General features: G+C 44.2%; 6 protein-coding genes and 4 pseudogenes. All 10 read right to left on the reverse strand.

The window, feature by feature from the left end; genetic code table 11:
- Nucleotides 1-95 precede the first annotated feature (95 nt).
- Complete coding sequence (locus HGD77_RS13755; RefSeq protein ID WP_005265541.1) at nucleotides 96-1,517, reverse strand: FAD-dependent oxidoreductase; 1,422 nt, start codon at nucleotides 1,515-1,517, stop codon at nucleotides 96-98.
- 72 nt (nucleotides 1,518-1,589) lie between these two features.
- A complete protein-coding gene (gltB, locus tag HGD77_RS13760; protein WP_017397742.1) occupies nucleotides 1,590-6,065 on the reverse strand; it encodes a glutamate synthase large subunit in 4,476 nt (1,491 codons plus the stop codon).
- A gap of 448 nt (nucleotides 6,066-6,513) precedes the next feature.
- Nucleotides 6,514-7,392, reverse strand: coding sequence for a hypothetical protein (locus HGD77_RS13765; protein ID WP_005265537.1), 879 nt, complete (start codon nucleotides 7,390-7,392; stop codon nucleotides 6,514-6,516).
- 10 nt (nucleotides 7,393-7,402) lie between these two features.
- Complete coding sequence (aroB, locus tag HGD77_RS13770) at nucleotides 7,403-8,482, reverse strand: 3-dehydroquinate synthase (RefSeq protein WP_005265536.1); 1,080 nt, start codon at nucleotides 8,480-8,482, stop codon at nucleotides 7,403-7,405.
- Nucleotides 8,483-8,510: 28 nt separating this feature from the next.
- On the reverse strand, nucleotides 8,511-9,047 hold the full coding sequence (gene aroK, locus HGD77_RS13775; RefSeq protein WP_005265535.1) for a shikimate kinase AroK: 537 nt from the start codon (nucleotides 9,045-9,047) through the stop codon (nucleotides 8,511-8,513).
- 36 nt (nucleotides 9,048-9,083) lie between these two features.
- Nucleotides 9,084-11,216: a type IV pilus secretin PilQ gene (gene pilQ / locus HGD77_RS13780; RefSeq protein WP_415877830.1), complete on the reverse strand. Its 2,133-nt coding sequence runs from the start codon at nucleotides 11,214-11,216 to the stop codon at nucleotides 9,084-9,086.
- 62 nt (nucleotides 11,217-11,278) lie between these two features.
- Nucleotides 11,279-11,807: pseudogene (locus tag HGD77_RS13785) on the reverse strand (pilus assembly protein PilP).
- Nucleotides 11,807-12,529 (reverse strand): annotated as a pseudogene (locus HGD77_RS13790) (type 4a pilus biogenesis protein PilO). Before HGD77_RS13790 ends, HGD77_RS13785 begins: the two co-directional pseudogenes overlap by 1 nt.
- A pseudogene (locus tag HGD77_RS13795) lies at nucleotides 12,526-13,165 on the reverse strand (PilN domain-containing protein). Before HGD77_RS13795 ends, HGD77_RS13790 begins: the two co-directional pseudogenes overlap by 4 nt.
- Nucleotides 13,165-14,223, reverse strand: a pseudogene (locus tag HGD77_RS13800) (pilus assembly protein PilM). Before HGD77_RS13800 ends, HGD77_RS13795 begins: the two co-directional pseudogenes overlap by 1 nt.
- Nucleotides 14,224-14,356 lie beyond the last annotated feature (133 nt).

The raw sequence follows: 14,356 nt of genomic DNA on the forward strand, positions 1-14,356 counted from the left end.
CTTTTTTAATGGCCTCTCTTTAAATTAGACAATATCCAAAAATAAAAAACCCGCCGTAGCGGGTTGTTTAAATGACTTCAGTGAATTTTCAACTGTTAAACATCCAGATAATCCAGAATCCCTTCAGCTGCCTGACGGCCTTCCCAGATTGCGGTTACCACCAGATCAGAACCGCGAACCATGTCACCACCAGCAAAGATTTTTGGATTTGAGGTCTGGAATTTGTATTGCTGCTGTTCAGCAGCAACGACACGACCTGAACCATCCAGATTGATTTCTACATCAGTGAACCAGTCGGCTGGGCTGGTACGGAAACCAAAAGCAAGCAGGACTGCATCCGCCGGAAGAATTTCTTCTGAACCCGGAATCGGCTCTGGACTACGGCGACCACGACTGTCCGGCTCACCCAGCTGAGTGCTGATCACTTTCACCCCAGTTACTTTGCCATTTTCACCGACAATTTCGATCGGTTGACGGTTGAACTGGAAATTCACCCCTTCTTCACGTGCATTTTGTACTTCACGACGTGAACCTGGCATATTTTCTTCATCACGACGATAGGCACAGACCACCGATTCAGCACCTTGACGGATCGAAGTACGGTTACAGTCCATGGCAGTATCACCACCGCCTAAAACGATGACTTTCTTGCCTTCAACACTGATATATTCAGCCGGATCTTTTTCCCAGCCCTGACAACGATTGACATTCGCAATCAGGAAGTCTAGCGCATCATAAACACCATCCAGATCTTCGCCCGCGAAGCCACCTTTCATGTAAGTGTATGTACCCATACCCATGAATACAGCATCGTAGTCAGCCAGTAACTGGTCGATAGTGACATCTGTACCAATTTCAGTATTTAGACGGAATTCAACACCCATACCTGTGAAGATTTCACGACGGCGTTTCATCACATCTTTTTCCATTTTGAATTCTGGAATACCGAAGGTGAGCAGACCACCGATTTCTGGACGTTTATCAAAGACTACAGGTTTTACCCCATTACGCACCAGAATATCCGCACAGCCAAGTCCTGCAGGACCTGCCCCGATAATCGCGACTTTTTTATTGGTCCATTGCACATTAGACATGTCTGGACGCCAGCCCAAAGCAAAGGCCGTGTCGTTGATATATTTTTCTGCATTCCCGATCGTCACCGCGCCGAAACCGTCGTTGAGAGTACACGCCCCTTCACACAGACGGTCTTGCGGACAGACACGACCACAAACTTCCGGCAAAGTATTGGTCTGATGACACAATTCAGCCGCCTGGAACAAACGGCCTTCAGACACCAGTTTTAACCAGTTTGGAATGTAGTTATGTACCGGACATTTCCACTCACAATACGGGTTACCACAGCCGAGGCAGCGATGTGTCTGATTGGCTGCAATTTCCGCGGTATAAGGCTTATAAATTTCCACAAATTCTGCTTTGCGGACATCACTCTCTTTTTTCTCTGGATCTTGGCGTGCGACATCCAGGAATTGAAAGTCATTATTCAGGCGTTCTGCCATGTCTCTCTCCGTGGGGAGATGTAAGGGGTTCACAGTTGCCTTACATCTGCCTATGTTTCTGCAGTAGTGGAATTATTGTGGATCAGCTTGAGTTGTTTTTAACAGCGTTTGCAAGTTGGCTGCTTTTGGTTTTACCAACCAGAACTTGCGGCTGTAGAAGTCAAACTCATGGCGGATCTTGTACGCCCAAGCACTACCCGTTTCTTTAATATGTTCATCCAGGATACGACCCAGGAAGGCTTTATGCTCTTCCATCGCTTCGGTGGAAATACGGTTCAGTTCAATCAGTTCGTGGTTATAATGATCAACGAAGTCATTATCCAGATCAAGCACATAAGCAAAACCACCAGTCATACCTGCACCGAAGTTATGCCCAACTTTACCCAGTACCGTCACAATACCGCCCGTCATATATTCACAGCAGTGATCACCTGCACCTTCAATTACGGCAAATGCACCCGAGTTACGCACCGCGAAACGCTCGCCCGCTGTACCCGCTGCGTATAACTTACCGCCAGTCGCACCGTACAAACAGGTATTCCCAATAATCGCGGTATTTTGGGTCTGGAATGGCGAACCTTTTGGTGGAAAGATCGAGATGCGACCACCGGCCATACCTTTACCGACATAGTCATTGGCATCACCTTCCAGACTGATATGTAAGCCACCAGCATTCCATACACCCAGCGACTGACCCGCAGTACCATTTAGATGGACTTTCACCGGATGGGCTTCCATGCTCAGGTTGCCATAACGTTTCGCAATTTCACCAGACAGACGTGCGCCAATCGAACGGTCACAGTTACCGATCATGAAACTATATTCGCCGCCAGTTCCTGCTTCAATCGCAGGCAGAATCTCATCCACCATTTTTTCAGCCAGAATGCCTTTATCAAATGGTGCATTACCTTGAACCTGACAATACTGTGCTTTACCTTCTGCAGCAGGATGCGACTCAAGCAATTTGCTTAAATCAAGATGTGCATGCTTTGCAGTTTCACCTGGCAAAACTTCCAGCAGATCAGTACGGCCAATCAGGTCTTTCAGACTTGATACACCGAGTGCTGCCAGCCATTCACGGGTTTCTTCAGCAATAAAGGTGAAGAAGTTGATCAGCATTTGTGGCTCACCAATATAATGCTCTTGACGTAAATGATCTTGTTGAGTTGCGACACCGGTTGCACAGTTATTCAGGTGGCAGATACGCAGGTATTTACAACCTAATGCGATCATCGGAGTCGAACCAAAGCCGAAGCTTTCAGCACCCAGAATTGCTGCTTTGACAACATCCAGACCGGTTTTTAAACCGCCGTCTGTCTGTACGCGAACTTTACCACGCAGGTCATTCACACGAAGAGCCTGATGTGCCTCAGAAAGACCCAGTTCCCACGGTGAACCTGCATGATGAATTGAAGAAAGTGGAGAAGCCGCTGTACCGCCATCATAACCAGAAATGGTAATGAAATCGGCATAGGCTTTCGCTACACCTGCCGCAATCGTACCGACACCCGGTTCAGAAACCAGCTTAACTGACACCATCGCCTGTGGGTTAACCTGTTTTAAATCAAAGATCAACTGTGATAAATCTTCAATTGAATAGATGTCGTGATGCGGAGGTGGCGAAATGAGGGTAACGCCCGGTACAGAATAACGTAAACGGGCAATGAGACCATTTACTTTACCACCCGGCAACTGGCCACCTTCACCTGGTTTTGCACCTTGCGCGACTTTAATCTGGAGAACTTCTGCAGACGTTAAGTAAGCAGGCGTCACACCAAAACGGCCCGATGCAATTTGTTTGATTTTCGAGTTACGGATGGTGCCGTAACGCGCTGGATCTTCACCGCCCTCACCCGAGTTTGAACGACCGCCAATCGTATTCATGGCAATCGCAATCGCTTCGTGTGCTTCAGGTGACAAGGCGCCCAAAGACATGCCGGCAGAGTCAAAGCGAGGTAGGATCTCTTCCACAGATTCCACTTGTTCGACTGGAATCGAGTTGTCTGTTTTCAGTTTGAATAAGTCACGGATCGTTGCGATCGGACGCTTGTTCACCAGTTCTGCATATTCTTTAAAGTCTGCATAATTACCTGAACGTACTGCTTTATGTAGCGAGTTGATCACGTCTGGGTTAAAGGCATGGTATTCCTTGCCAAAGACAAATTTCAGCAAGCCGCCCTGATCAATTGGTTTACGGTTTTTCCAGGCAATATCCGCCAACTGTTTCTGGTCATTTTCAAGATCGACAAAAGTGGCACCCTGAATACGGCTTGGCACACCGATGAAGCATTTATCCACCACTTCATTAGATAAACCCACTGCTTCAAACAACTGACCACCACGATAAGAAGCAACCGTAGAAATACCCATCTTCGAAAGAACTTTCAGTAGACCTTTTTCAATCCCCTTACGGAAATTGTTTTGTGCATAAATCGGATCACCCAATAACTCACCTTTGGCAACCAGATCATTGATCACGTCATAAGCAAGATATGGATAGATTGCCGTTGCACCAAAACCAAGTAGCACTGCAAACTGATGTGGATCACGGGCAAAACCGGTTTCAACAATCAGGTTGGCATCGGTACGCAAACCAGTCTTGATCAGGTGATGATGCACCGCACCGGTGATCATAAAGGCATTGGCAGGCAAGTAACCTTCACGGATTTTCTTGTCGGAAAGCACTAGTAAGGTTTTACCATCACGAATGGCTTGTGCAGATTCTTCACAAATACGCGCAATCGCTGCTTCCAGACCTTCGGTTTCAGCATAGTTCAAGTCAATATCTGCAATTTCATAACCGGCACGACCCAGCGTACGGATCTGATGCATTTTCGAATTAGAAAGTACAGGACTGGAAATGATCAAGCGGTCTGCATGCTCAGGCCCTTGTTCAAAGACGTTTTGTTCACGACCTAAACAGGTTTCCAGTGACATCACAATCGATTCACGTAGCGGATCGATTGGCGGGTTAGTGACCTGTGCAAACTGCTGGCGGAAATAATCCGACACATGGCGCACCTGACGAGACAATACTGCCATTGGGGTATCATCACCCATAGAGCCAACCGCTTCCTGACCGCTTTCAGCAATCGGACGTAACAACTGGTCACGCTCTTCAAAAGTCACCATGAACATTTTTTGTGCCGCTTTCAGGCCATCGCCTTTTAAGCCTTGATCACATAAATATTCTTCCAGCTCTGGACTGCCTTGCAAACGCACAGAATTTTCACGTAACCATTCACGGTATGGACGCATACGTTTCAGATGATTATTGACATCTTGGGTATCCAGCACTTTACCGGTTTGCGTATCAATGACCAGCATTTGACCAGGACCGACACGGCCTTTAGAAATCACATCTTCAGGTTGATAACCCCACACGCCAATTTCAGAAGCCAGCGTGATATAACCATTTTTGGTAATCACCCAACGCGCAGGACGCAGACCGTTACGATCCAGCATACAGATCGCATGACGCCCATCTTGAATCACCAAACCTGCCGGGCCATCCCAAGCTTCCATATGTTTTGAGTTGAATTCATAGAATGCACGCAAGTCTGCATCTAAGGTTTCCACATTCTGCCAGGCAGGCGGAACCAGCATACGGAGTGCACGGAACAGATCCATACCACCGCCAACCAGAATCTCCAGCATGTTATCCAGGCTTGAAGAATCTGAACCGGTACGGTTCACAATTGGATTCAGTTCAGTTAAACCTGGTAATAAAGGATTTGCAAATTTTGGTACACGCGCCATGGCCCAGTTACGGTTCGCAGTAATGGTATTGATTTCACCATTGTGCGCCAGGTAACGGAACGGTTGTGCTAAAGGCCAGCGAGGCAAGGTATTGGTCGAGAAGCGCTGATGGAACACCACGATATGCGATTCCAAACGTGGATCAGCCAGATCTGTATAAAAATCTGCAATCGCTTCTGGCATCATCAAGCCTTTATAGCTGATCACCGTTGAACATAAAGTAGTGACATAGAAAGACGTATCATTGCTTAACAGCTGCTCTGCACGACGGCGTGCCAGGAATAACTTACGGTTAAACTCAACCTCAGTCACACCCATTGGACAGTTAACAATAATCTGTTCAAATGCTGGCATCGATTGCAAAGCAATTTCACCAAGGGCATCGACATTGGTGGGAATCACACGCCAAGCTAAAACGATTAAACCTTCAGCTTCAATCTCTTTGTTTAAAACCTGTTTGGCGTGTGCCGCAAGTGCAGGATCAAGATTTAGGAATACTGAACCTACAGCAAAGACTTCACTTAAGGTGGTATCGCTTAAGCGTTTAGCTTCTTCACGGAAGAATTTTTTCGGCATTGCCAAGAGCAGACCACAACCATCTCCCGTCTTGCCATCTGCGGCAATACCACCACGATGGGTCATACAACTCAAACTATGAATCGCGGTCTTGACGAGATCATGGCTAGCATCACCCTGCATATGGGCAATTAAACCGAAACCACAGTTATCTTTAAACTCATCCGGTTGGTATAAACCTTGAGCGGGAGCTACATTATTAGGCGATGGCATGTGCATAGCGTACCCTTCTTTCACTAAGCCTCAACAGGCTATTAAACAATCTAAATTTTTCTCTGCGCTGGCGTCTAATGGACTTTCGAAGACCGTCTTGGTAGAGCAAAAGCATTTTCTTTATTTCTTCAGACTAGTCCTTTTTTAGACTAAATGCATAACAAATAAAGTTTATTTTGCTCATGAATAACATAAAAATCTGGAATAAATATGACATTCACATAGTGTCATCGAATCATTTTTCGCGCTAAAACAGGGAGATTAATTCAATTCATGCACCAATAAAGCAAATTCCATGCCAACAAACAGCGCATAAATTAAAACAATACAGATGACAAAGATTTAGCGCAGAACAGCACTCTAAGGGTTAATTTTAATGTGCATTTTTTGCACCAAAAGCGCCCATTTTTAATTCTGTAATTTTTTGGATGCGCTATTTTAGACCGGACTAATTAAATGGATCACTAATCTCGTTATTTTGAGGACGCGGATTACTGCCCTGAGCAGGTCGATTATTGTTATTTTGTGGTTGAGGTGTACCTTCTACAGCACTTTCAGATTTCTGTACATCAACTACATTTCCCGATGAATCACGGCGCACAATTGTGGTACTGGTAGTCGCAGCATCAGAGCTACGCGGCTTGGACTCAGTTTGGGTTTGCTGCTGTCTAAGTCGTACCGATTCATCTACTTTCGGCAAAGGCACATTTTTCAAACGAATTTCGTAAAGCTTTTGATTACTGGCCAATTCCTCTGAACCCAGATTATTGACCAGACTGACATATTGCTGCATTGCTACAACTTCAGGCTTGACTGAGGCCGGTAAATTTAACTTCAGTGTAGAGAGTGCCTGATTAGCTTGCGCCGCCGTCTTATATTGACCATATAACAATACATATTGTTCTGGCTGATTTTCACCCGAGATTCTTAAATAAATAAAAGGTTTACGATCGAACTGTTTCTTAAGAAAACTTTTTAAAATGGCTTCATTGGTCACACGAAATAATTCAATGGCGTGCTGGTTTTTCGCTTCATTGACAAATTTGGTACCGCGAAATTCCGGCTCATGACTGGCATTCACGACGGTACGCGTATTTAGATCCAGTGGTTTCACTTCCTGAAAAAGTGCACCAAGATGGGTCATTGTGGCGACTTTTTCCGGTTGAATCTGCAATTGCACTTCAGTTTCGGGCTTTTTTTCAATTTCGACGACATCATCTGAATCAGTCACCGCCCAAAAGACTAAGGCAGCAAATAGGCAGCATACACCACAGACCAGCCAGAAATAATGCTGAATCTTTTGCCAAGGAGTATGTAATGCTGCCATAAAACTAAACCTATGCCTGATTGGCTAAAATTGCCTGTTTCATTAACTCGAGATCAAAGTCCCGGGTAATCACTGCTTCGCCTAATTGCTTTAATAACACCAAACGCAATTGTCCATTTAAGACTTTTTTGTCATGGGCCATATAGGCCAGAAAATCATCCAGAGGGATTTTAGGACAAACCACAGGAAGTTTGGCACGAGAAATGATTTTTTTTGTACGTTCTAAATCTTCTTGAGAAATCCAGCCCATACGCTGTGACAGATCCGCAGCCATCACCATACCGGTGGCAACAGCCTCGCCATGTAGCCAGACACCATACCCCATATAGGATTCAATCGCATGACCAAAAGTATGACCCAGATTCAGCAGTGCACGTTCACCTTGCTCTTTCTCATCATTAGCTACGATCCGTGCCTTATGCGCACAGGAACGATAAACGGCCTCAGCCAATAATTTCTCATCACGAGCGACCAGAGCATCCATGTTTTCTTCAAGCCAGACCAGAAATGACTCATCGCCTAGCAGCGCATATTTAATCACTTCAGCCAAACCTGCTGAAAGTTCGCGGTCCGGCAAAGTAATAAGCTGCGACATATCCGCCAGTACCACTTGAGGTTGCTGGAAAGCGCCAATCATGTTTTTACCCAGTGGATGATTAATCCCGGTTTTTCCACCGACACTGGAATCTACTTGCGATAGTAAAGTCGTTGGCATCTGGATAAAGTACACACCGCGCTGGAAGCAGGCCGAGGCAAACCCGGCCATATCTCCAATGACGCCACCACCTAATGCCAGTACAGTACAGTCCCGGTTAAACCCGGCTTCAAGCAGTGCATCAAAAATCAGATTCAGATGCTGGTTATCCTTATATTTTTCACCATCAGGCAGAATGCAGGTCGCAACACGTTTTTCCAAAGCTTCAATTGCTGTTTGATAACGCTGCAAATAAAGTGGTGCAACCGTAGTATTGCTTACAATCATCACTTGCTTGCCCTGAATATAGGGTGCCAATAAGGCCTGTGGATCCAGATCGCTTCCAATAAAAATAGGGTAACGACGTTCTCCGAGTTCTACATATAAGGTTTGCATGCTTGATTAACCACTTGATTCAATGAACTTAGTTTTTAGAAGTAATGAGATTGAGAATCCGCTGCGCCAGATCACGCGCAGCACCCTGATTGGTCTCAATAATATGATGCGCCACTTCCCGATACAAGGGATCACGGACTGCCAATAAATCACGTAACTTTTGTTCCGGATTTTCGACTTGGAGGAGAGGACGGTTTTTATCGCGATAGGTACGTTGCAGTTGAATTTCAACTGGCGTGTATAAATAAACGACGATTCCGCGCTGTTTCAGATAGTCTCGGTTTAAAATCTGAGTAATGGCACCACCACCAGTGGCTAAAACCAGATGGGGACGTGAGGTAAGGTCATTAATGACAGCAGTTTCACGGTCACGGAAACCCTGCTCCCCTTCTTTTTCAAAAATCCAGGGAATGGTCGCGCCTGTTTTACGTTCAATTTCATGATCACTGTCTAGAAATTCGCGTCCTAACAATTCTGCGAGATGTCGTCCTACTGTTGTTTTACCTGCCCCCATCGGCCCTACCAAATAAATATTTGGTAGGGTTTCAAACTCTTTGCTTGGCAAGGAGTCACCTATTCATTTTGTTAAATTCAAAATATATTAATGATTTCTTGAAACACTGTCATTAACAATTCGAGGTGTAACGAAAATCAGTAACTCGCGCTTATTATCTGTTTTTACATCTTTACGGAATAAACGGCCTAAATAAGGAATGTCTCCCAAGAATGGTACTTTAGTTTGGTTATTCAGGGTCTCTTGTTCAAAAATTCCACCAAGCACGACTGTTTCACCATTTTCAACCAAGACATTCGTATTTAACCGATTCTTATTTAAATAATACTCACCCATCGGTGTTACACCCGCAATACTGTCACTAGAAATATCCAATGCCATTTGCACTTTACCGTCTGGTGTAATACTTGGAGTTACATCCAGTTTAAGTACCACATCTTTAAATTCAGTCGTTGCTGTTGCACTTGCACCACTACCCTCAGTTGATTGATATGGGACTTCCAATCCAGACTCAACAGTTGCTTTTTGTTTGTCCGCAGTCAGAACTTTAGGCGTAGAAATGACTTCACCATAACCATCCGCTTGTAGCGCTGATAATTCAAGATCAAGCATGAAATCAGATAAACTAATTAAACCAAAAGCAATACGTCCGGCTGCATTTTCTACTCCTAAATCAACATTCAAATTATCTGGACGTTGAATTTCATACTCTGGTATTCCTGTAGTACTATCGATTTCAGGTGTTCTTAAATCCCAAAGTGTGGTATCGCTACCACCAACAAGTAAATGATCATTGTTGGTAATACCTTGAGATAAGATTCCCCATTTCACGCCCATTTCTTTCGCAAATTCAGTAGATGCACGAACAACACGAGCTTCAACCATCACTTGCTTGACCTGTACATCAAGCAGATCCACCATATTACGGATTTTATCAATAAATGGCTGGGTGTCATTCACAATTAATGTGTTAGTACGCGCATCGATAGATACAGAACCACGAGAACTCAAAAGGCTTTCTTTATCATCATTATTAGTAGTATTAGAAGAACTATTTGATGAATTACTTGAGTTCTGTGCAGATTTATTCTGCGTAATCAGTTTCTCAATATCAGCGGCTTTAGCATAACTCAGCTGCATATATTCAGTTTGGATCGGAGCAAGTGCAACACTCTGCTTAATAGCCTTAGCTTCTTCTTCTTCAGCCTTGATCAGTTCTGCAACTGGTGCTATCCAGATCACATTACCATTGCGGCGTTTATCCAGATTTTTGGTTTTCAGTACGATATCCAGCGCCTGATCCCATGGCACTTCTTTTAAGCGCAAAGTAATATTGCCTTGTACACTGTCTGCGGCCACCATATTGATATCGGTAAAATCGGCCAAGAGCTGTAAAACACGACGGACTTCAATATCCTGGAAATCTAAAGAAATTTTCTTACCCGAATAAGCAACTGTTTTAGGACGTAATGGGCTCTTGGCTTCCGGACGTTTCAAACTGATGGTCAGCTTGTTATCAGTCTGGTAAGCCATATATTCATAACTTTCCGCAGACTGAATCTTAATCACGCCAGAACCATTTTGATTCACGGCATCGACACTGGAAACTGGTGTAGCAAAATCATTTACATTTAGACGACGGGTCAAATGAGCCGGAATCTTGGAACCTAAAGTGCGCACAATAACCTTGGTACCCTGCTGCTGTACATCAACAGGAGTATTATTTCCTAGCAGATCAATAACGACCTGGCCTTCACCTTGCGCACCGCGCTGGAAACCAATATTACTGATACCCTGAGCTGACTGTTGCTGCACAGGTTGAGCTATGGCTACAGGAGTTGCCGAGTTAATTTTAAGAATAAAGGTATTACCTTCCACGCGAGTCGTAAAGGCTCCTGCCTCGGTCAAGTTTACCGTCAGACGTGCCCGCTGAGCATCCGAAGTGACATCCACTGAACTGGCTTCACGTGTTGCCACCGGAATACTGCTTTGTTTTAAATTCTGTTGTGCCTTGTCAAAGTCCAGAATCAAACGTGACGGTGATTCTAATTGATAGGCCTGTGGTTGTGGTGGCAAACCATTGAACATCACCCGAATCTCAGTTCCTTGTCCAGGAAGCTGCATGGGTACTACATTGGTCATTGAAACCTGTGCACTAGCCGCTTGCATCACCGCAATCGCAACAGCACCCATGGAAAACTGACGAAACACACGATTCATTGTATTAACATCCCCAAAAATAAATTCTTTAATACTCTTATTCATTGTTATTCCTTTAAAACTTATGGCGCCGGCCCGATAAGAACCAAACTTCGCGGACGTTCCACATATCCCTCACGGCCATCTGGAATAATCTCAATCAAATCGATTTGTGTTGGTGTAATTCCAACCACACGACCATGATTAAGTCCCATATAGCTACCACGTTGAATCCGCTCAACCTCACCATCAGGCGTCTGGATTAAAGCCAGAATTTGTCCTGCCTGATTGCGCATACTGCCTTTCATGGTCAATGTTTCGAGCGGATAACTTTCTAGCGGTTGCAGTTGACGTGATAGGTTTGGATATAACCCGTTTCCCCGCCATAATTTTCAGTTCAGCAGCCAGAGAGCTTGGTAAAAAAGGGCTTTTGATCTGATGTGCTGCATAGTTGAAGGTTTCAACTGGCATAAAATCAGGAGCCGGTTCAATTGGCAAAGGTGGCTGATTACGAATATTAGCCATTTCCTGATTGACTGCATCAATGCGTGAATCGCATCCCAACAATAAAAACCCAAGTGTTAAAGCTGAAGTAATTTTAATGTTCTTCATTACTGCGCCCCCTGAGTAGTGCTATTAGCTTCAGGCTGTGCTGCAGCACCTTCAGCATTACCGACATAACGGTAAGTTTTGGCTTTTACCACATAATCAATGACTGGAATTTCAGATTTTTTCTCTTTATTTTCAGTACCGGTAATGGTGAAATCATGCAGCGTTACAATACGCGACAAGCCGGCAATACTGCTGACAAAAGAGCCAAAAGCGTGATAATCCCCAGTCGCTTCAATTGCAATCGGCTGTTCAATAAAGAACTCTTGTTTAATTTCAGGCTCTAGACGAATATTTTTAAACTTCAGGCCTGAATTCACACCGCTCAGGTTAATATCTTCAACCAGACCCGGAATCTCAGTTTCTTTCGGTAACTGTTCTAACTGCTGGTTAAAACGGGCTTCCATTTCCTGAAGCTGGATTTGATATTGTTGTAAGTTGCGTAATTTGGATTCTTTTTCACGGAATTCATTCAGCAGGTTTTGTTCCTGGGTACTGGCTTGTGAAATCGATTCAATCGTGCTTCTGATCATAACGAAGTAAATCACCGCAAATGCCAGCGCAGCAATAAAAATCCATCAAGTAATTTTGACCGATAAAGGCCAGCTACCATAGTTATTTGGATCTAATGTATTGAATTGCTGAAAAAACTTTTCAACAGTCATTTTGTTTTTGGGTACAGCGACGACATCCTGGCTGAACTCATCGAATTCTTCATTACTCATGATGATGCCCCCGTAGTTGTAGCGACTGCTTGTTGTTCTTCGTTAAGTACTGGCTGAGCGATCTGATCCAGATCTACCGTCACGGTAAAACTACCATAGGACTCTTCCACACGTAGAATAATAGAGCTCGGTGCCTTTTCTTTTGCTTCTTCAGCCTCTAGGAAAGCGTTCATAAAGGCATTTCGATACCAAGATGAAGCTTCCAGATTACGGAGCAGTTCTGCGACCGTATTTGGACTCTCAGCTCGACCTTCAATAGTAAACTTGTCACAGATACGCTGGAATTTGGTGATATACATATTGCTTGGGGTCACCCGTACAATTTCATCAATCAAATGCACCGCAATCGGACGCTGAGTTTGTAGACCCTGAATCAGTTTCATCCGTTCAACAATCGCATTACGCTGTTCTTGTAAACCTTCAAGCGCCTTTAACTGCACATCCAAATTCTGGTTAGTACTTTGAATCAGCTGATTGGCCTGCTCCTGATCTTGAAGCTTGTGATCATAATAAAACCAGGTTGAACCCGCTGCCGCTAATCCCAAGAAAAGCGCCCCCCACGCAGATTGCCACGAATTCATTATTTCTTTTAATTCTTAGCTCATCACGCCAAGGAAGTAAGTTAATTCTTGCCATTAATCAAAACTCCTTAATGCCAAACCGCATGCAACCATGAGTGATGACGCGTCATTTTCAATTTTTTTAATATCAATTTGAGGAGAAAAGCCCATTTACAAAAATGGATTCGCGATCGTGACACGGTAACCGAGTTTTTGTTGTAATAATTTTGCCAGACCTGGAATATTGGCATTCCCGCCGGCCAGTAAAATATGGTCAATCTCATTAAACTGAGAAGATGAAAAGAAGAATTGCAATGAACGGGCTGCCTGTTGTACCACGGCATCCAGGAATGGCTCTAGCACTTCAATATCATAATCATCCGGTAAAGCACGGGTTTTTTTAGCACGTCCAGCTTCTTCAAAGGATAATCCATAGCGATTCTGAATTTCCTGAGTCAATTGCTTGCCGCCAAACACCTGCTCACGGGTATAAATAATCTTGTTGTTCTGCATCACCGACAAGGTCGTCATACTATGACCAATATCTAAGATACCAACCGTATTGACCCCCATCGGCAAAGTATCCGAAAATACTTTGAAGGCATTTTCCAGCGCAAAACTTTCTACATCTGCAATCTTAGGCGTTAGACCAGAAATTTCCAAAACTTCAGAACGTGCTTCGACATTTTCAATTCGGGTAGCGACCAATAGCACATTGACCCGGTTTGGATTAGTAAGACGGTCTGGCAGAACTTCAAAGTCCAGACTCGCTTCATCGAGTGGGAAAGGAATATATTGTTCCGCATCTTCACGAATCTGAACCTCACGTTTGTCATCCGACATATCTGCATCCATCTCAATGATTTTGGTGATGACCATTGAAGTTGGAATCGCAAAAGCGGCCTGATTCGACTGGGTATTGCCCAAATTAATTGCACGCCCAAGGGCATCAGCGACTGCTTCTGGGTTTAAGATGTTTTTTTCAACAACACTGTTTTCCGATAATGGGACCAAAGCATAGCTCTCTACCCAGTAACGGCCACTTTTTACAGAAAGTTCTAAAACCTTAACAGAAGTCGAACTAATATCGACTCCTATTAACCCCTTATTTAGTTTACGATATAACCTGCGCACAATACACTTTCTATTATTTTTTTGTCCCCAATTCAATCTAACTTACCAATTGGTCCAGTCTATAATTTTATATAGATACAATAACTCATCTAACAATATGGATATCGACAGGATATACTGACCGGTAATTAGT

It is taken from the genome of Acinetobacter sp. NEB149 (assembly GCF_012516415.1).
GTDB classification, from domain to species: Bacteria; Pseudomonadota; Gammaproteobacteria; order Pseudomonadales; family Moraxellaceae; genus Acinetobacter; species Acinetobacter lwoffii_V.